Genomic DNA, 18,539 nt, shown 5'->3' on the forward strand with positions numbered 1-18,539 from the left:
AATTAAAAATAGCTTCCAGACTCTAAGGTTGAGTCTGGAAGCTATTTTGCTGTTCTTATTCAAATAAACTATTTCTTTCATTTTTATAAAATAATAAATGAAAGCGCTAGAACCGTCACTAAGCCAGTGAGAGAAATAATAATACTCGTCAATGGTAAAACTTTATAGGCCAGTTTTGAGTCCATTTTTGAAGCTGTTACGACTGACCAGAACATATCATCATTTCCGTGGAAGACCATGAATGCACCCGAAGCACATGCTAGAAAAATTAAGATGGTGCCTGTAAATGAATCATAGCCCATTGCTGGAATCGCTGGTGCAATAATTGATGTTGCTGTTAATAGCGATACCGTAATCGAACCGATAGCTGATCTGAAAATCACACCAATCAAAAAGGGTGTAATTAAACCTAGTGAAGAACCCACCATAATATCGGCTAAAAGATCTTTTAATTCGGTTGCTTGTAAGACAGCACCAAACGCACTTCCGGCACAAATAATCATTAAAATTTGTGCGCCCGTACGTAATGACGTACCGAAAATACCATCAAACTGCCAGATGGTATCATCTTTTTCATTTTTCAAACATAAAGCGAGCGCCAATAAGAGACCTAGCGCTAACGCAATTTCCGTTGTGCCGATGATATCTAAAAATCCGTACACAAATGAGCCCGCACTTAATTTGTCTAGGACAAAAGTTTTGAGCATAATCATTACAACCGGTAATAAAATTGGTGCAATCGCTAATGCAAAGCCAAATTTGGCTTCAACTTCTTCGACTTGGATATCGGTGTCTGTTTCAGGATAGGGATATTTTTTTCCTAACCATTTTGAACAAAAGTAAAGGACGATTAGTAATGGAATGGCAAATAACAACGAGACCAAAATCACACGACCAATATCTAGTGATAAGACATTCATCGCAGCCAAAGGCCCAGGCGTCGGTGGGATAAAGGTTGTCGGGATTAAGCAACCGATACTTAATGAAATAATCATCACCATATAATCAATTTTCGCTTCTTTACTAATTTTTTTAGCTAAAGGAGCTAATAAAATGAACGCCGATGAACAAAACACAGGAATTGAAACAATTAAACCGGTTAGTGCTAATCCAACTGAGGCAAATTTCGGTCCGGTAATCGCCACAATTTTTTTGGCAATGACATCGGTTGCACCACTGACTTCCAGTAAGCCCCCCGTCACTGTTCCAATAATAACGATTAAACCTAAGTTGGCCGTTGCTGAACCCATCGCATCCTTCATCAATGTTAAAATCGATAAAAAACCAATTTTAGACAATAATCCATAAACAAAAGAGACGGTCAACAAAGCGAAAAATGGGTGTAACTTTACTTTAACACTTAAGAAAATTAAGACCAGAATTGATATAACTAACGCAAGAGCTGCCATAATGCCATTTTCTCCGTTCTATTTTGATAGGAAGTTTTTTCCAGTTTCATAGTAGTGATCCATTTCTTCTTTTGGAACCATGTTACCGCCTGTTCCCCAAATAATATGTGTCCCCGTTTTAACGATTGCTTCTTGCCCACCTAATTTTTTGTTAAGGTCCACAAATGATGCCACACCTGCTGTTGCAGAAGGCTCAACAAAAATCGATTCTGCATCTGCCAAAACAGTTAAATATTCGTATAAACGATCATCTTTCACTGTTGTTTCTGCGTATAAAATTGGTTTAATTACTTTTCCTACTAGGTTAGATGCACGCCCTACCGCTAAACCATCCGCTGCTGTTTTACCATCAATTCCTAAATCATTGACTGAAATCTCATCATTTAATCCTGTATACAGTCCGAGCAACATACATGGCGCATGCGTTGGCTCAACGAAGACGATTTTGACACTTGGTCCGAAAACAGTAATCAAACCAAATGCGACACCACCGGGGCTTCCGCCAACACCACAAGGAAGGTAAACAAATAATGGGTTTTCTTCGGAGACAGTAATATTCGCCTCTTTAAATTGTTGTTTCAAGCGCAATGCTGCAACGGCATAGCCTAAGAATAAATCTCTTGAGCCTTCATCATCAACGAAATGACACATTTCATCTTTTTCTGCTTCTTGACGTCCTAGTGTTACTGCTTTACTGAAGTCCCCTTCATGCTCAACAACAATCACTCCTTTTGAACGTAATAAATCTTTTTTCCAAGCTTTCGCATCATTAGACATATGAACCGTTGTTGAAAATCCAAGTTTTGCCCCCATAATACCAATACTTAGACCTAAGTTCCCAGTTGATCCCACCGCAATTCCGTATTGACCAAATAACGCTTTAAATTCATCGCTATCTAATTTACGGTAATCATCGGTAAGGGAGAAATCCCCTGATTCTAGTGCAACTTTTTCTGCGAATTTCAAAACCTCATAAATACCACCACGAGCTTTGATTGAACCTGAAATAGGTAAATCATTGTCACATTTTAAGTACAATTTCCCATCCAATTCAACCGAATCTTTTTCTTCTAACGCTGCTAACATGTTTGGTACTTCTACCAATTTTGATTCAATAATACCATTTGTTGACGCTGTTTCTGGAAATACTTGTGCAATGTAAGGAGCAAAACGTTCTAAACGTTCCGATGCATCTTCAATATCTGCTAGATTAAAAAACGTTTCACCTTCTTGACCGTAGTAAGGATTTTTCCAACATACCTCTTTGTAATCTTTCAATTCAGTTAAAAAATCGTCCATTTTAATTTTCATGACTATTCCTACCTTTCGACTATTCGTCTCTTTATTTTTTATTTTCTTTGCTGATCGTCTGAAACATTCCGCTTAAGTCTTTAAAAATCTGCTAAAATTCTATATAATTAACAAAATGGATATTCAATGAAATTTAACAGATGAATTCTTTTTATAAAAATCTTTATACAGGTATTTTTTGAACTTTCGAGAATATTTTGTTAACGATTTCAAAAAAAGAATACCACATAAGCATACAAGTGTAAAGTGAAATTGAACACTCGTTAAATACAATTGAACGAAAAAGAGAATAGAGGGGTTTTATGGAATCAATTGATATTGGGAAAAAAATTGAAAAATATCGAAAAGAAAAAGAATATAGTATGCGAGAATTGTCTCGAATCACAGGAATCACACCTTCAATGTTAAGTCAGATTGAACGAGGATTAGCAAATCCATCGATCCAAACACTGAAGACATTGTCAAAAGCTTTGAACGTTCCCATCTTTTATTTTTTCTTAGAAGAGAATCGGACAGAGAACTTAATTGTGCGTCACAATGAGCGAAGAAATATAAGCGTTGGTGATATCACGTATGAACTATTATCACCCGATCTTTCTGGTGAGCTAGAAACAATTATTATGACTGTGCCTAGTAATACTCTTTCTTCTGACTCACCCATCGGTCACAAAGGCGAAGAAATTGCCTACGTGATGGAAGGAAAAATTGTTTTATATTTAGAAGAAACAAAATACATCTTAGAAGTTGGTGATACCGTTAAAATCCCCCCCTTTATGAATCACAAGTGGGAAAACAATACCGATCAAGCTGTTAAAATCATTTTCTCTGTCACACCCGCCGTTTTTTAAATATAAACAAACAAGCAGGCAGCCAGACCTTTTTCGTCTAGCTACCTGCTTTTAACTGCTTCACACTTACCTCGAGCAAAGCGCTATTTTTTGCACCTTGGGGTATAATTGTTTAAAAGGGGGTTTTTCTATGAATCAATGGTCTCGTGTTTTTCGTTCTTTGAAGCATATGATTGCTTCGCTTGCCTTAATTGCTATTTTTTTATTTATCATCAAACGAATTATCAATTTATTTTTATTTCGAGTGTCTGAACAAGCTGTCTTACTTGAAATCTTAAAAATTGATTTCGAAGAATTGTTTTTACTCGGAATTTTCTTGATTCCTCTATTTTTCAGCATATTTCTTGTAAGTGGACTGATGATTTTTATTGCAGGAAAACTGTTTAATTGGACAAAAGAACAAGTAACGCGCCTAATTTTATTTGCTGAGAAGTTATGTGTAGCGCTTTTCCCTACTTTTTTACTCGCAGGTTCACTCGATACCGATTCATTCGTAACCATGACGAGTATCATTTCTTTCTTCGCCATTTTTTCATTTGTTTTTAAAGCAAATATTTTTGAAAAATCAGTACCTGAACACAAAAAACCGTGACCCAAAAAGGACACGGTTTTTTATTTTCTAGTTGTCTAGCTTATTCTTATTGATTGTTTCAGAGATAATCGCGATGATACCGAATAAAACCCCAGCGACAGGATAAATAATCCAGCTTCTCTCCCAATCATTCGTCAAGAAACTATAGCCAAGATAGCCTGCAACAACAATTAACCAATAGACTCCAGCAATTGGTTCTAAAAAACCACGACTGGCTTTTTTACTGCGGCTGTATTCCCCTTCTTGTAGTAATTTCTCATAACTCGACCATTTCATTTCTGTTTCAATAATAATATAGACGCCAATCGCAACTAAAATCAGCGTTAGAGCGACTCCGAGAAAGACAATCCCTTCGGTTCCAACTAAAATACTACTCACGACAATCGGCAAAACTGCTAGGATACAACACATCACACCAATCACCATTAAACGTGTATGTGATCGCTCGTATTCTCTTTTTCGTTTGTTGACCATATCGGTGACGCCATATTTTGTTTCAAAAATTTCAGTTTCTAAAAATTCGTAAGCTTCTAATTGTTTGCCACCTGTAATAAATAAACCAACCGCACTTGCGACCATCACTAATAAAACGACAATTGCGATGCTTAATGTGAATGCTTCTGAGATTAAAAACCAAATAGCCGTTCGATTCGCTAAAGAAAGCATTAATAAAAATGGTGATAGAATACAAAGGAAAACACCAAAAGCAATTTTTCCACCTGCTGATTCTGATTTGTCTAGATAATCATTCGCCTCTTCTAATGATATCGTACGTAAAGGTTTTTCATTAAAATCTACCTCTACTTTTTCCTGCGTTTCACTGTATTCTTCCTTCAATAAATAATCAATGCTTACGTCAAAAATTTGACTCATTTGAATGATCTTCTCCACGTCTGGAATCGATTGTCCACCTTCCCATTTGGATACAGATTGACGCGACACATTTAACTGTTCAGCCAAGTCCTCTTGTGTCCACCCAGATTTTTTTCTTAAGGCAATAATTTTATCTCCCAACATTTCAAACACTCCTTTTTCATCTCTTTGAAAGTGACGCTCCTTCTTTTCACTATAATTATACCGTCTTTTATGCGATTACGACAAGAAAGTCTACTAGTCAAGTTGTCAACTGGTGGTTGCAGTCGTGTCAAATCAACGATTGCTATTCCAAAATTCGCATTAAAAAGTTCTTAACTCTTTTTAGCCAGACCTAGAAAAATAATAGAAAAAGTGCTATTATTAAAGTGATATTGTTTCACAATATAATGAAAAGTTTCATTTAAATTTAGGAGGATATTTCCATGACGAAACATGTACCTGTTGCTCTAATTATTTTAGACGGTTTTGGCTTACGAAACGAAACAGTTGGAAATGCTGTTGCGCTAGCAAACAAACCAAACTTTGATCGTTACTATAACCAATACCCACACACACAGTTAAAAGCTTCTGGCTTAGATGTCGGTTTGCCTGATGGTCAAATGGGTAACTCTGAAGTCGGTCACACAAACATTGGTGCCGGCCGTGTCGTTTACCAAAGTTTAACTCGTGTAGACAAAGCGATTTTGGACAATGAATTTGAAAAAAACCCTGCAATTAATCAAGTCATGAATCACGTAAAAGAAAATGATTCAAAATTACACCTTTTTGGTTTATTATCAGACGGTGGCGTTCATAGCCATATTAACCACATTCTCGAAACCGTTCGTGTGGCCAAAGAAAAAGGCTTAAAAAATATTTTCTTACACATCTTCATGGATGGACGTGACGTTTCACCAACTTCTGGTAAATCTTACGTGCAACAATTAGATGCTGCTCTTGCTGAATTAAACTTTGGTGAAGTCGCGTCAATCTCTGGTCGTTACTATGCAATGGATCGTGACACTCGTTGGGAACGCGTAGAACAAGCTTACAACGTGATTGTTCATGGACAAGGACCAAAAGCTGCTTCTGCCCTTGAAGTCGTTGAAGCAAGCTATGCCAAAAAAGTTTTCGATGAATTCATCGAACCAGTTGTGATTGAAAAAGACGGTCAACCTGTTGCAACAATCGACGACAAAGACGGTATCATCTTTGCGAACTTCCGCCCTGACCGTGCAATTCAATTATCTCAAGCATTAACACAACCAGAGTGGGATCACTTTGACCGTGGTGCGAAAAAAGATATCGAGTTAGTAACAATGACTTTCTACTCACCAACAATCGTTGCAACAGCAGCTTTTGAACCAACAGAAATGAAAAACGGTATCGGTGAAGTCTTATCAAATGCTGGATTAAGACAATTACGTATTGCTGAAACAGAAAAATACCCACACGTAACATTCTTTATGAATGGTGGTCGCAACGATGAATTCCCTGGAGAAGATCGTATTTTAATTCCTTCACCAAAAGTGGCAACTTATGACTTACAACCAGAAATGAGTGCCTATGAAGTAACGGATGCATTAGTTGCTGATATCGAAGCGGGAAATCACGAAGCGATTATCTTAAACTACGCAAACCCTGATATGGTTGGTCACTCTGGTATGGTTGAACCAACCATCAAAGCAATCGAAGCTGTTGATGAAGGTTTAGGTCGTGTCGTTGATGCAATCTTAGCTCGTGGTGGTTACGCAATTATCACTGCTGACCACGGAAATGCGGAAACATTATTTGACGAAAACGGCGAGCCACATACTGCTCATACAACAGTACCAGTTCCTGTAATCGTAACGAAAAATGATGTAACATTACGTGAAGACGGTCGCTTATCAGACTTGGCACCAACAATGTTAGACTTATTAGACGTTGAAAAACCAGCTGAAATGACAGGAACAACTTTAATTATTAAATAATCAATAAAAAACCCTTGAGGCAGCCCGCATACTGGCTACTTCAAGGGTTTTTTCGTTATAAATCATGTGTAATTCCCTCAATTTAAATCAACTACGATCTATGTGGTCTACGATATTTTTTAACGTAATCGGATAGAAAGAGTTCAGTACATACTATTTTTTAAACATAAATGATTTTGCATTTTCGCCATAGCTCTTTTCACCAGTTTTAATAAATCCTAACTTTTCATAGAAATAATGATTACTAATTGAGTAGCTTGGTGTTTCTACTATCCAGTCATCGTTACCATAGAGCTCCTCCATTTGGCTCCATATTTTTTTGCCATAGCCCTGTCCGATATACTTTGGTAGGACACAAAAATATCTGACTTCCCTTTTATTGATATCGACTGATATAAAAGCCAGCTCACAATCTTCTGTGTAAACAAGATACGAATGACTACCATCATTCAACACCTTATTGGCTATTTCACCACTATCATACCCTTTAGGTCCATCTTCTGCACCTTCACCAAAATACAACTGTGTATCATAATTAAATGATTTTGTTAATATATTAGTTATCGCTTCACTATCCTCGACTCTAATTCTCTTTAGATTCAATTTCATTCTAGTCACATCTTCCTTATTATTGATCCTCTTTACTAAATCCCGATAAAGATTGAATCGTTCCTTTTCTCTTTTGAATAAGTATACTATTTTTCAATCAGACTCAATAGTCCGAAATCTTTAATTTATATAATAAAAGACGATAAAAGGTTTGAATAAATCTCCTTTTATCGTCTTTGTTTTATTATGAGTTGATCAATGCTTTCGCTTGCTCTATTTCTTCATAAACTAATTGGTGTCCATAGTGATGAACCAACGTTTCAACTTGAATATTTGCAGCTTTTAGCTGTTCGTGTAATTGATTGAATTGATCGATTGTAATATATGGATCGTTATCACCGCTCGTAATAAACATCTGCAAGTTCGGTTGCTCTTTAAACGGAATCTCTGAACGAACCGGTGATGGATGGAACAACAAGGCATTTTTAATTGGTAAGTCTTGGAATTCTTTAAAAACATTCACTGCTAAGTTCGCCCCGTTTGAATAACCGACAACCGTAATGGTAAAATCTTCCAATCCGTAATGTTTAATCATTTTTTCTAGGGTGTCCTTAAAATCGTAAGTCGCACTTGCTAAGCTTCTTAAATCAAAACTACCATCGCTATAGCGAGCGAAGTAGCGCGCCATGCCTTGTTCTTCGACTTCGCCTTGGAAACCGATTAAAGCTGCTTCTGGGTCTAATTTTTGGCCGATTTCAAATAGACTCGATGCACTGCCACCCGTTCCGTGTAATAATACAATGGCATGTTTATTTTTTCCTGGAATATGAATATGTCTCATGATCGAACTCCTTTACTTTGTTTTAACGAGTTGATGACGTAGACGATTTAACTCGTTCTCTTCTTCTTGCATCAATTCACGTTCATTTTTAATTGCTTTTAATTCGTCAATTTTTTCTTTAATTTCCGCTTTTTTTTGTAACACATCGTACTCATAGCGATCACGATAACCGTACTCGCGCATTTTCGTAATTGGTTCTACTTCCACGGGCATTAAGTTCGCTTTGATTTCTTCTGTCTGATCGATAAAGTGCGGTGGAATTAATAACGTTGAGCCTAAATTTTCAACTGTTTCATCTAGCGTAACTCCTGGTCCTTCAGTCGCCAGCTCGATTAAAATGCCACCTTTTTCTCTGAAGTACAATGCTTGGAAATATTTTCTGTTTTTAACTTCTGTTGGTAAATAACCAGCTTTAATTAATTTTTCACGCCAATCATGAATTTCAGCAGCTGTCACTTTTAAGGCGATATGGTGAACAGCACCAATTCCCATTCGGCCACGTCCACGTGTTTTTTTATTCAATTCAATCACGCCACCTAAATCATCGCTGACTTTTAATTGAATAAACTCTTCATCTTCATCGATTTTTTCATAACCCATGATATTGGTCAATAAGTCGAGTGTTTTATCCGGTTCTCCTGAGTAAAGTGCGGCATTATGAATACCGATAAACGCATTTTCTTTTTTAACGCCATTGTATTCCCAAGACATTTCAGACCCGTAGTCGCCTTCAATAAATTCTAACTCCAACCCATCTGGATCTCTAAAACCAATCCGGCGTTTATTAAAACGTGTGTATTCAAAATAAGGAATATCAAACTGTCTAAAACGGTCGCGCCAAAAGTCAAAACTATCCGGTGCGATTGCGTAACTTGCGACACCAACTTGCCCGTCACCTATTCTACCTTCTACCGCGTCCGTCCAAGGAAAAGTTGTCACCAAACCAGTACTTGCATCAGTATTTCCATAGTATAGGTGGTAATTTTCTTTATCATCAAAGTTTAATGTTTTTTTGACTAAACGTAATCCTAAAAAGCCTGCATAAAAGTCCGCATTACGTTGTGCGTGACCTACGATTGATGAAATATGATGAATCCCTGTTGTTTTTAACATATTGTTTCCTCCGTTTCTCTATATTCGTATATTATTACGAATTCGAAAGGTATTCAACAAATATGCTCACACTGTATATCATCGCTGTTTTTCCATCAAAAAATTAATAAAAGACACGCCTCTAACTTGGACTTCATTTTGCTGCACCACTTGATATCCTTGACTTTCGAAGAAGGGACGTGCGGTGATCGAAGCTGCAACCGTCAATTTTTCACCTTTATGCATCAATTCGAGTTGACGCAAAAGTTCTTTGGCAATTCCTTGTCGCTGAAAAGCATGATGGACAAAGAAATAGTCGATATAGCCATCCGTCGTTATATCGGAAAATCCGACAATTTGCTGATTCAGTATCGCTAACTTGCCCATTTTTTGGTGCATGTCTTGCTCCCAACGTTCTTCATCAATCGCAGACCACGTCGTCACTTGCTCAAGTGAATAGTCCGCCTGATTCACAATTTGAATCGTTTGTTTAATTAACTGTAACACTACTTGTTGATGCTTCTTTGTATAGTTTATAATCTCCATCTTTTTCCCTCTACATGACTTGTATTCTTATTCTACCATTCTATCCTTTAATTCGAATTTATTTTGCCTCGAGTTCGCTCTTTTTTCACAAGGTTTTCTCATTTTTCAGCAAAGAGAGGGGCCGTGACATCCGTCACAGCCCCTTTCCTACTCTTTATTAACTATCCTTCATAAATTGTTTCGCGTTTACCTGCTTTGATAACAAGAACTAGAGCATAATCATCATGAATATCACATATCAATCGATATTTTCCTACTCGATATCGCCACAATCCACTTTTCTCAGCAGTTAGACCTTTTCCAGTCCAACGAGGATTCTCACAACCTTCGATATTTTTATTCAACCAAAGTAAAATTTGTTTTCGAATGGGAGTGTCTAACTTCAAAAATTCTTTTTGTGCGTTTTTATCAAATTCAACGTGATATTTCATAAACCTTCAGCCTTCATCATATCTTGAAGAGAGACAGATTCACCGGATAAATTTCTTAAAGCTTCAGATCCTGCTTGCAAATCTAAAAAATCTTCAATTTTTTCTGTTAGCGCTTGTTTCATTAATGTTGATAAGGGTTGACCCGTTAGTTCAGCATAACTTTGAAAAAGTGCTTCTTCTTGCTTGTTTAATCTTATTGTAGTAACACTCATCTTATTCGCCTCCTCAACTATATACGTTAATTGTATTACAATGTAATGCACAAATCAAGTTTTAGCTAGGAGTTTTTTTTATGAAATAATAAAAACTTAAAGAACATTTCTAAATTCTAAAGCTTCAAACCTTGCAATAAAATCACCTAGGTAATCATGACAGCAAAACCCGCACGCACAAAACACCTTCAGGCAGCTTGACTGCGCTTAAAATAACTCTTCTTTCAAAAAGACACTATCTGCCTCCGTAATTTCACGGATGACTTTACAAGGAACACCTGCGGCAAAAACATTATCGGGAATGTCTTTTGTCACCACACTACCGGCGCCAATCACGACATCGTTGCCAATGGTGACACCCGGACAAACGGTCACATTGGCACCAAACCAACAATTATTACCAATCTTAACGGGTTTTGCATAACATTTTTTCGGCTCTTCCGCACCTGGTACATTCACGCCTAGTCGTTCACTGGCGACAAGTGGATGAATCGGTGTGACGATTGTAACATTTGGACCAAAACTGCAATTGTCACCTATGAATACTTCCGCATCATCTTGAACGGTAAAATTAAAGTTGGCAAAAAATTGATTACCAATTGTTGTGTGCGTACCATAATGGATATAAATCGGGCCTTGAAAAAAGGAAGCCTCGCCAACTGCTTTAAAAATATCTTGGATAATCGTTTGGCGTTCTTCCGTCTCATCTTCTAAAATTTGATTGTAACGGATACATAAGTTATGCGTTTTCAATTTTATTTTCCTTAATTCGGCGTCACCTGGATTATACATTTTCCCTGCTAGTAAAAGCTGCTCTTCGTTCATTCAATCCCTGCTTTCGTTTACGTTTTGTTTCATTTATTATACGCATCTTTTCATCAATACGCAAAAAGAGATTCGGTGGATCAGGCCACCGAATCTCTTTTTATTATTCTGGATTTAAGTCTTTAAATTCTTGCCATAACGCATCACATTCTGGACGTTCTCCGATAGCTTCCATATCGAAAGCCTTTGGATCACTGCCGTCGAGATAATTACGCAAGTGCATATCTGAAAACCCGTGGACTGCGGCATCATCGCGTGTGCTACTATAGTAAACTTTCTTAATATTGGCCCACATCATCACGCCGACACACATCGGACATGGTTCGCAAGTGGCATACACTTCACAATCGGATAAATCCATCGTGCCTAATTTCTTACACGCTTCACGAACAGCCACCATTTCTGCGTGAGCGGATGGATCAGTGTCACGCATCATCGTGTTACCAACGGCTGCAACGACTTCACCATTACGAACAATCGTTGCGCCAAATGGTCCGCCATCTTTGCGTTTCATGCCCTCAATTGTGGCTTTGGCTGCTAAATCAAAGTATTTATTCATTTCTGTACTCATGGTTAAACGCTCCTCTTTTTTTATTTTTGATTGTCGATCAGATTCCATACGGTATATAACACAAATGAACTAATTAAACCGGAGAAGAAGGCGAAATCATTGATTGCTTTTAAGAGTGGAACTTGTGGGAAAAAGGCACCAATCATTGATAAGGTAAAGCTGATCGCTAGCACGATAACCGCGCGTGTATTGTAGTCACGGCTTTGGGTACTTCCTTCAGCGGCGTAAATTTCTTGTAAGTTGAGTTGGCCTTTTTTATTAATAAAGAAATCAGAAATCATAATACCCGCAATTGGACCAAACATCGAACCAATGAAACTATAGAATAAGAACAAGTGATTAATTATTTTCCACGGTAAGATGAACACCCCTAGTAATCCAGTCAAGATACCGCCTGTTTTAACCGTGAAGAGTTTCGGTGCTAGAGCCGTTAGTTGTAAACCTGCCGGGAATAAGTTTCCGAAGACCACAAAAGCTGTGGCACCTAAGTTTAATGCCATAATTAAAACAATGACTGCTAAACTTGAATCCATTTGGTTAATCGCCATCACGATATCGAAGTTTTGCATTTCAGGAAAGGCAATCGCGGTTCCAGCAAACAAACTGACACACGTAATTGCAAATAAAATATAAGATAAGATAAATCCAAGTGGTAAGCCAATTGCCATGGACTTAATGTCTTTGGCTTTTTGTGTAAAGTCTCCCATATTAACAATTGGACCTGCCCAGTTTGACACAAGCGCGCTGACACAAGCAATAAATAACGCAGCACTAAATTGATGATTCTCTGGTGAATAACTCATTACGTTGCCAATGCCACCTGCCGTATTGATCGCCCATGCTGCAGCGCCAATAATAAAGATGTAGACAACTGGTGAGGCATACGTGCCTAATTTATCAATCACTTTTGTCCCACCCATGAAAAGTCCGACAGTAATGACCCAAACGAGGACAAAACTCAATGCCGTGTAAAGCGGCAAACCTAAAATATTGGCATCTCCACCAATTGTCATGTAGCCTGGGATAATTCTTGAGAAAATCACATCCATCGCTTTGGCAGTCACCACACTTTGCGTTCCAAAGAAAACGACCCCTGCGATCAATCCTCTAGCTAATGCTGGAATGATCGAGCCTTTTGTCCCAAAAACAGAACGTAAAACCATCGTAAACGGAATGCCGTATTTAGCAGAAGCCACCCCGTTAATCACATAAAACGTTGAAACAATCAATGCCGAAGTCATCACAGCGGCTAACACTTGTTTGGAATTTAAGCCTAAAACGAAAAATCCGGCGACGGTCATATACGATAGGATATTGTGGACTGATCCCATCCATAACGTTGTAAATTCCATCACGCCCCAATTACGTTCCTCGGCTTGTTTCGGGCGTAGTTCTTCGGCCACTGATGAAAAATCAATCAATTCTTCTTTTGGTGGCTCCCCTTGAATTGGTTCGAACACTTTTTCCATTTTCTTTACCTCTTCCTTTCAATCAAATCCTTTGATTGTTGCGCATGTTCGCCGTATAACGGATTCTTTGGTTGAATGCGTTGCGCTTCAATCATCGTGTCATAAGCGGCTTGATGCATGGCTAGGCTACGGTAGCTATTGGCTTTGTGGAATAAATAATCCACACGAGTCGGGTCAGCTGCAAGTAACTGGTCCATGATGGCGATTGCTTCTTCATGTGCCCCAATTTCTCTTAAAAAGTTCGAATAATGGTAACGATAAAACGTTTTGTTGATTGATTGGTCAATTCCTTGTTCAAAATAATGACGCGCTTGGTCGCGATTCCCCTGACGTTTGGCTAAATTCGCTAAGTAATAAGAAAATTCAATGTCTTGTTCGAGGCCCTTTTGATAATAAAAAGTGGCACTATCATCACTACCGAGCGCTTCATAGGCATATCCTAGGTAATACCACACCCCTAAGTTTCCTGGCATTTGACTTAGTTGCGCGATAGCTGTCGTGATTTTCCCTTCACGTAACAATTGACGAATCACGGTAAAAACATCTTCACGCCCCTTTTCTTTTAGAATCGTTGTAATTTTTTGATGCCCTAATTGTTCGGCATAATCGATCGAACTCATTTGAAAATCATCGGTCATTGACGCATCGGCTTGATAATCTAGTAATGCCAAAATGACGTCTTGGTAAAGAAATCCCTCATCACCTAAAATGACTGCTTCTAATAAGGGTGTCCAACTTAAACGATTCTTTTCATCTGGCGGCACACCCGCTGCTAATGCCGATTCCACGACGGGTAAGAAGCCTTTTTCAGCAGAAGGATGTAAAGCCGTTCCACCAAAGCGATTGACTTGTGCCAGTTCAGGTGAGAATGGCAACATCAATTCAAAGACGGCTTTAAAACCATTGGCCGCCGCTGCAATAAAGGGCGATAATTGCGTCTGATCTCTTTGGCTTGGTCGATAGCCTTTACCTAATAAATAAGCGACCACGGCTACTTGGTTATGCATCACCGCTACATGAAGCGGTGATTGCCCTTGCTCGTTGACCAGTTCTAAATCCCAATCAATGATTTGTTCGAATGTTTGTAAAATCTCACTCGTCGATTTGTTCGTTAATATTTCAAAAATGAATGCATCCTTTGCCATCACTCTCGCCTCACTTAAATTTTTTACTAAATGCGATGATTGCTTTCACAAACGCTTCGTATGGTGGATACGTAATACCGGCACCAATCATACCAATCCCTGCTTCTTTGTGTGCAATTGCTGTGTTAATCACAGGTAGCGTATTTCTTTGAATGACTTTGATAATGTCAATCCCACTTGGTAAGCCCATAAAATTGAGCGCTGGAATCGTAATATTTGGGTTTTGCCCAGTCGTAATTTCTTCCATCGATTGCGTATAATCCAGCGCATCGGCGACTGTTCCACCAACGAGCGCCACAATTGCGGGTGCCGCTGCCATTGCAAAACCACCTAAACCAAATGTCTCAGTAATCGCACTATCCCCAATATCTAAACCAGAGTCTTCTTCGGTATAGCCGGCAAACATTGGGCCAATGACTTTTTGCGAAGGACCGACAAACCAATCGGTTGCGCCCATACTTGCTAAGCGAATCCCAAATTCCGTTCCATTACGCGCCATTGTCGTGACGATTGAACTATATTCTTCTACGCCGACTGCCGCATCTAAAGCCGCTTTACAAAAGGCCATCCATGTCGGACCTGAGAAATAGTCACTACTTGCAATAAAATCAAAGACTTCTTTTTGATCCGCAACTGAAAAGCTCGTTTGAATGATCCCTGGCGTTAGTGCTTGAATTAAAAGGACCGTTCCGGCAACGTTACGGTTATGCAATTCATCGCCCATATGCACCGCTTGCGCTGCTAATAGACGTAAATCAATGCCTCCTTCAATAAAAGTCATCGCTTCGGCTAACATCGGGCCAAAGACATCACGCATCCAAATTAGACGGTCAATAACCGATTGATCATTGGCACCCATGCGTAAAATTTTCGAAAGTTGTTCACTTAAGTTGGTGTAAGACACGTTACCATACGTTTTGTTTTCAACGATATGCATATACATCGATGCCGAAGTCACTCCGGCCATTGAACCGACTGCTTGGTGTTCATGACAAGGACTAAATTCGATTTCACCCGCTTCAATCACCGCACGAGCACCTTCTAAGGTATCCGCAAAACCTTCAAAAACAACCGCTCCTAAAACAGCGCCTTGCATTGGACCATTCATGTTTTCCCATTTAATTGGTGGACCTGCGTGTAAGATCAAGTTCTTCTTCATGCCAGGCACGACATCAAGTGCACGACCGTAACCGGTTAAATAAATACTAGCAGATGTCACTCGTTCAAAGACTCGCTCGTTAGCTTCCGCGATTTTCGCGGCATTTTCTGGTTGTTCCAATACTTTTAATGCCTCTAAAACCGCTTCATTTCCATAACCTGGTGGCATCCAGTCGAGTTGTTGACTATGACCGCCTTGTGCTTCAATATCTTGCGTAAAAGCTTCCATTCCTACGTTAATTACGTTTAATTCTGATTGAAATAATGCGTTCATTTTTCGTCACCTTTCTCTACAAACTCACGGGCAAGTAACGCGGCATTTTGCATACTGCTCGCATACGTAGCACCAGTGCTTTCTAATTTTTTCAATTGAACGTCTAAGTTTTGGCGATCGATATCCGTCCCTAAAATATACCCAATGACTTCTAAATGACGACCTAGCGCTTCTGCTGCTTTTTTAGCCTCAATAATCGCCGGTACCATCACGCCAACTGGATCTTCATGCGCACCATAACCTAACACGAAATCAAGTAAAATCACACCGACTTCTGGATCTTTTGCGATCGTTTTGAAGTCCGCTAAACGACTACTTGGATCAATCATCGGGTGCGGTTTGCCGTCAGTATATTCATCAGCACCGTAGTCAATAAAGGTATGCGCTTGTTCTTTTGTTTGGTTCAGATCGTGAGCCGTATTGCTATAAACATTGGCATATTTTTCTTTGGCTAATGCATAGGCTTCTCCACAAAGCGTACCGCCTGAAAAGAGCCCTCGAATGTATTGTTGTTCGGGCTTTAGTTTACCGCGAACTTCTTCAATTAACGGCCAGTTCAGTGGGTGTAAATCAAGTGTGCTTGTATCAATTCCAGCTAATTCGACTGCTTTTAGCGCCGCATTTTTTGACTTGCCGACAAAGTGTACATTCCCATCGACCCGATCTTCTAATTGACCTAAGAACCAGACAACAACTGGTTTATTGATGGCTTTGGCTTGTTGAATCATTTTTTCTTCTACTGCTGGATCGGGCACTTTCGAGACAAGAACAATCACACTCGTATTCGGATCTTCTGCCAACTCTTTCATGCTAGCTAACATCATGCGTCCGCCAACTTCTTGCGTTAAATCACGACCACCAACACCAATTAATTGTGAGATTCCCCCACCAAATTCATGAATTCGAACGGCAATTTCTTGTGAGCCGGTCCCTGACGCACCAACAATGCCAATCTCTCCTGAACGAACTGCATTCATAAATCCTAGACCAATTTGATTAATCATCGCCGTGCCACAATCAGGTCCCATCATCAGCAAACCTTTTTCAAGCGCCAAATCTTTTAAGTGAATCTCCTCTTCCACGCTCACGTTGTCACTAAACAACATGACGTTTAAGTTTGATTCCAATGCTTGTTGTGCTTCTCGTGCGGCGTAGTGACCGTTGACTGAAATCAACGCTAAATTCGCTGTTTCGTCCATTTCATAAGCTTCTTGAATGGTCTTTGGAATTTTGACTTTGTTTGATGCGACATCGACTTTTTCTTTGCGGTTCAGTAACTCTTCAACTTCAGCTAAGATTTCAGCTTCTTGTGTCGGATCTTCCACCGATAAAACGATGACTAAATCACTCGATTCCGCATTTGCTACGATTTCATTCCACAGGCCGACATTTTTCATGACTTCTTTGTTCATTTCGGTTGCCATTGCAATAATGACTTGGTTAATTCCGTCAATTTGATTGGCTTTGGTTGATAGTGCCATTAGTGATACGGAATCGATGTAACGATTTGAAATTACTTTTACAACTACATTCATTTTCTCTCTTCTCCTTTTTCATTCCATAGGTCAAAGCCTGTTAAAACGCCCCACAATAAGTCATGCCCCGAAGTCGAGCCAATTGCGAATGTCTGCGCCATCGCTTGTCGAAAATCAGCATCGGAACCTTTGCTTTCACCAATCCCTTGCACGACTTGCAGCAAACTTCTTTTTCCCCGCCCGCTCAGCGCAAAATACAATTGATGCTGGCTAATCCGATTGGTTCGGTACCATTCATCTGTAATGATTTGTTGCCATCGGTTCGTGTGATTGGTTTTCTCACAAAAAACGAGTAAAATGCCAGTTAAAAAATCATCGCCAGACGGTGTTAAGCCTAGCCCTAAACCAAGAATTCGTTGGATTTGCGTTTGGATTTCTTGCCAATCGTCCTGTAAGAAAGCCGACTGAAAAGCGACGATTTCTTTGGTTAATAGTTGATAAAATGGCACCGCACTCAACGGTTGTTCGTCTGTCTGCCAATCATTCACCTTTGTTTTTAAGTCCGCTAGTCGGTTCGTATCAATGATTTTCCAAGGAGGATTGAGTGTTTCTTCTAGCGTTACTTGTAACGTCGCATGAAATTTCGGGTGTTTAAAAAGACGTCCTTCGAATAACTCTACTCGGTCTCCGACTTGTAATTGTAGTCGTATCTGGTCAAACATCGGAAAAGACAAACTGTTTGGACTGCCTAAAACAACGGAGGAACCAATCGTTAATAAGGTAGGAAATTGGTTATTTAATACAACATTTGCAGTTTGATCAAATAAATCAACAATTTCTCCTTCAATTCGCTGATTCTGATAGTATTCGCTTGATTTATCACTAATAAATCCATTATAGTTAAGCATAGTTTGCACTTCTCTCGTTTCCTTTTGATTTACACCCTTATTCTAACTTCAATGT

Annotated in this window: 19 protein-coding genes; 3 read left to right on the plus strand and 16 right to left on the minus strand. The window is 39.1% G+C overall.

The window, feature by feature from the left end; genetic code table 11:
- Nucleotides 1-83: 83 nt before the first annotated feature.
- Both IEV09_RS04220 and dsdA read right to left on the minus strand, forming a co-directional pair.
- Nucleotides 84-1,409 carry a GntP family permease gene (locus tag IEV09_RS04220; RefSeq protein ID WP_188367029.1) on the minus strand — a complete coding sequence of 442 codons (1,326 nt, stop codon included), beginning with the start codon at nt 1,407-1,409 and terminating at the stop codon, nt 84-86.
- 18 nt (nt 1,410-1,427) lie between these two features.
- Complete coding sequence (gene dsdA, locus IEV09_RS04225; protein ID WP_188367030.1) at nt 1,428-2,720, minus strand: D-serine ammonia-lyase; 1,293 nt, start codon at nt 2,718-2,720, stop codon at nt 1,428-1,430.
- A 302-nt stretch (nt 2,721-3,022) separates the two neighbouring features.
- Between dsdA and IEV09_RS04230 the strand changes: the two genes are divergently transcribed.
- Nucleotides 3,023-3,568: a helix-turn-helix domain-containing protein gene (locus IEV09_RS04230; RefSeq protein WP_188367031.1), complete on the plus strand. Its 546-nt coding sequence runs from the start codon at nt 3,023-3,025 to the stop codon at nt 3,566-3,568.
- A gap of 130 nt (nt 3,569-3,698) precedes the next feature.
- Entirely contained in the window at nt 3,699-4,160 is a 462-nt protein-coding gene (locus tag IEV09_RS04235) for a hypothetical protein (protein ID WP_188367032.1), read from the plus strand.
- A 27-nt stretch (nt 4,161-4,187) separates the two neighbouring features.
- Here IEV09_RS04235 and IEV09_RS04240 read toward each other — a convergent pair whose 3' ends face one another.
- Entirely contained in the window at nt 4,188-5,177 is a 990-nt protein-coding gene (locus IEV09_RS04240) for a helix-turn-helix domain-containing protein (RefSeq protein ID WP_188367033.1), read from the minus strand.
- A 281-nt stretch (nt 5,178-5,458) separates the two neighbouring features.
- On the opposite strand from IEV09_RS04240, the gene gpmI reads away from it, so the two are divergent.
- The gene (gene gpmI, locus IEV09_RS04245; RefSeq protein WP_188367034.1) at nt 5,459-6,988 is read left to right on the plus strand and encodes a 2,3-bisphosphoglycerate-independent phosphoglycerate mutase; all 1,530 of its coding nucleotides are present in this window, start codon (nt 5,459-5,461) and stop codon (nt 6,986-6,988) included.
- Nucleotides 6,989-7,141: 153 nt separating this feature from the next.
- Here gpmI and IEV09_RS04250 read toward each other — a convergent pair whose 3' ends face one another.
- The 13 genes from IEV09_RS04250 to IEV09_RS04310 all read right to left on the minus strand — a co-directional run bounded on the left by IEV09_RS04250 (nt 7,142) and on the right by IEV09_RS04310 (nt 18,484).
- On the minus strand, nt 7,142-7,597 hold the full coding sequence (locus IEV09_RS04250; RefSeq protein WP_188367035.1) for a GNAT family N-acetyltransferase: 456 nt from the start codon (nt 7,595-7,597) through the stop codon (nt 7,142-7,144).
- Nucleotides 7,598-7,781: 184 nt separating this feature from the next.
- Complete coding sequence (locus IEV09_RS04255) at nt 7,782-8,378, minus strand: alpha/beta hydrolase (RefSeq protein WP_188367036.1); 597 nt, start codon at nt 8,376-8,378, stop codon at nt 7,782-7,784.
- Between the two features lie 12 nt (nt 8,379-8,390).
- Complete coding sequence (locus tag IEV09_RS04260) at nt 8,391-9,491, minus strand: VOC family protein (RefSeq protein WP_188367037.1); 1,101 nt, start codon at nt 9,489-9,491, stop codon at nt 8,391-8,393.
- Nucleotides 9,492-9,569: 78 nt separating this feature from the next.
- Nucleotides 9,570-10,016 carry a GNAT family N-acetyltransferase gene (locus IEV09_RS04265; protein ID WP_188367038.1) on the minus strand — a complete coding sequence of 149 codons (447 nt, stop codon included), beginning with the start codon at nt 10,014-10,016 and terminating at the stop codon, nt 9,570-9,572.
- Nucleotides 10,017-10,177: 161 nt separating this feature from the next.
- Complete coding sequence (locus IEV09_RS04270) at nt 10,178-10,447, minus strand: type II toxin-antitoxin system RelE family toxin (protein WP_188367039.1); 270 nt, start codon at nt 10,445-10,447, stop codon at nt 10,178-10,180.
- Nucleotides 10,444-10,659, minus strand: a complete 216-nt coding sequence (gene relB / locus IEV09_RS04275; RefSeq protein WP_188367040.1) for a type II toxin-antitoxin system RelB family antitoxin — start codon at nt 10,657-10,659, stop codon at nt 10,444-10,446. Before relB ends, IEV09_RS04270 begins: the two co-directional genes overlap by 4 nt.
- A gap of 207 nt (nt 10,660-10,866) precedes the next feature.
- Nucleotides 10,867-11,484 carry a sugar O-acetyltransferase gene (locus IEV09_RS04280; protein ID WP_188367041.1) on the minus strand — a complete coding sequence of 206 codons (618 nt, stop codon included), beginning with the start codon at nt 11,482-11,484 and terminating at the stop codon, nt 10,867-10,869.
- Nucleotides 11,485-11,587: 103 nt separating this feature from the next.
- Nucleotides 11,588-12,055 carry a nucleoside deaminase gene (locus IEV09_RS04285; RefSeq protein WP_229731662.1) on the minus strand — a complete coding sequence of 156 codons (468 nt, stop codon included), beginning with the start codon at nt 12,053-12,055 and terminating at the stop codon, nt 11,588-11,590.
- Nucleotides 12,056-12,075: 20 nt separating this feature from the next.
- Nucleotides 12,076-13,524 (minus strand): cytosine permease, encoded by a 1,449-nt coding sequence (locus IEV09_RS04290; protein WP_188367042.1) that lies wholly within the window; start codon nt 13,522-13,524, stop codon nt 12,076-12,078.
- A 5-nt stretch (nt 13,525-13,529) separates the two neighbouring features.
- Nucleotides 13,530-14,669: an ankyrin repeat domain-containing protein gene (locus IEV09_RS04295; RefSeq protein WP_188367043.1), complete on the minus strand. Its 1,140-nt coding sequence runs from the start codon at nt 14,667-14,669 to the stop codon at nt 13,530-13,532.
- Between the two features lie 10 nt (nt 14,670-14,679).
- A complete protein-coding gene (locus IEV09_RS04300) occupies nt 14,680-16,101 on the minus strand; it encodes a YlbE family protein (protein ID WP_188367044.1) in 1,422 nt (473 codons plus the stop codon).
- On the minus strand, nt 16,098-17,636 hold the full coding sequence (fdrA, locus tag IEV09_RS04305) for an acyl-CoA synthetase FdrA (protein ID WP_188367045.1): 1,539 nt from the start codon (nt 17,634-17,636) through the stop codon (nt 16,098-16,100). Before fdrA ends, IEV09_RS04300 begins: the two co-directional genes overlap by 4 nt.
- Nucleotides 17,633-18,484, minus strand: a complete 852-nt coding sequence (locus tag IEV09_RS04310; RefSeq protein WP_188367046.1) for an oxamate carbamoyltransferase subunit AllH family protein — start codon at nt 18,482-18,484, stop codon at nt 17,633-17,635. The genes fdrA and IEV09_RS04310 overlap by 4 nt, the downstream gene beginning before the upstream one ends.
- Between the last annotated feature and the right edge of the window lie 55 nt (nt 18,485-18,539).

It is taken from the genome of Enterococcus alcedinis (assembly GCF_014635985.1).
Taxonomy (GTDB): Bacteria; Bacillota; Bacilli; order Lactobacillales; family Enterococcaceae; genus Enterococcus_I; species Enterococcus_I alcedinis.

Bases quoted from the DNA above. Each gene is read 5' to 3' on its own strand.
- IEV09_RS04220 (WP_188367029.1), bottom strand. From the start codon at position 1,409: ATGGCAGCTCTTGCGTTAGTTATATCAATTCTGGTCTTAATTTTCTTA.
- dsdA (WP_188367030.1), bottom strand. From the start codon at position 2,720: ATGAAAATTAAAATGGACGATTTTTTAACTGAATTGAAAGATTACAAA.
- IEV09_RS04230 (WP_188367031.1), top strand. From the start codon at position 3,023: ATGGAATCAATTGATATTGGGAAAAAAATTGAAAAATATCGAAAAGAA.
- IEV09_RS04235 (WP_188367032.1), top strand. From the start codon at position 3,699: ATGAATCAATGGTCTCGTGTTTTTCGTTCTTTGAAGCATATGATTGCT.
- IEV09_RS04240 (WP_188367033.1), bottom strand. From the start codon at position 5,177: ATGTTGGGAGATAAAATTATTGCCTTAAGAAAAAAATCTGGGTGGACA.
- gpmI (WP_188367034.1), top strand. From the start codon at position 5,459: ATGACGAAACATGTACCTGTTGCTCTAATTATTTTAGACGGTTTTGGC.
- IEV09_RS04250 (WP_188367035.1), bottom strand. From the start codon at position 7,597: ATGAAATTGAATCTAAAGAGAATTAGAGTCGAGGATAGTGAAGCGATA.
- IEV09_RS04255 (WP_188367036.1), bottom strand. From the start codon at position 8,378: ATGAGACATATTCATATTCCAGGAAAAAATAAACATGCCATTGTATTA.
- IEV09_RS04260 (WP_188367037.1), bottom strand. From the start codon at position 9,491: ATGTTAAAAACAACAGGGATTCATCATATTTCATCAATCGTAGGTCAC.
- IEV09_RS04265 (WP_188367038.1), bottom strand. From the start codon at position 10,016: ATGGAGATTATAAACTATACAAAGAAGCATCAACAAGTAGTGTTACAG.
- IEV09_RS04270 (WP_188367039.1), bottom strand. From the start codon at position 10,447: ATGAAATATCACGTTGAATTTGATAAAAACGCACAAAAAGAATTTTTG.
- relB (WP_188367040.1), bottom strand. From the start codon at position 10,659: ATGAGTGTTACTACAATAAGATTAAACAAGCAAGAAGAAGCACTTTTT.
- IEV09_RS04280 (WP_188367041.1), bottom strand. From the start codon at position 11,484: ATGAACGAAGAGCAGCTTTTACTAGCAGGGAAAATGTATAATCCAGGT.
- IEV09_RS04285 (WP_229731662.1), bottom strand. From the start codon at position 12,055: ATGAGTACAGAAATGAATAAATACTTTGATTTAGCAGCCAAAGCCACA.
- IEV09_RS04290 (WP_188367042.1), bottom strand. From the start codon at position 13,524: ATGGAAAAAGTGTTCGAACCAATTCAAGGGGAGCCACCAAAAGAAGAA.
- IEV09_RS04295 (WP_188367043.1), bottom strand. From the start codon at position 14,669: ATGGCAAAGGATGCATTCATTTTTGAAATATTAACGAACAAATCGACG.
- IEV09_RS04300 (WP_188367044.1), bottom strand. From the start codon at position 16,101: ATGAACGCATTATTTCAATCAGAATTAAACGTAATTAACGTAGGAATG.
- fdrA (WP_188367045.1), bottom strand. From the start codon at position 17,636: ATGAATGTAGTTGTAAAAGTAATTTCAAATCGTTACATCGATTCCGTA.
- IEV09_RS04310 (WP_188367046.1), bottom strand. From the start codon at position 18,484: ATGCTTAACTATAATGGATTTATTAGTGATAAATCAAGCGAATACTAT.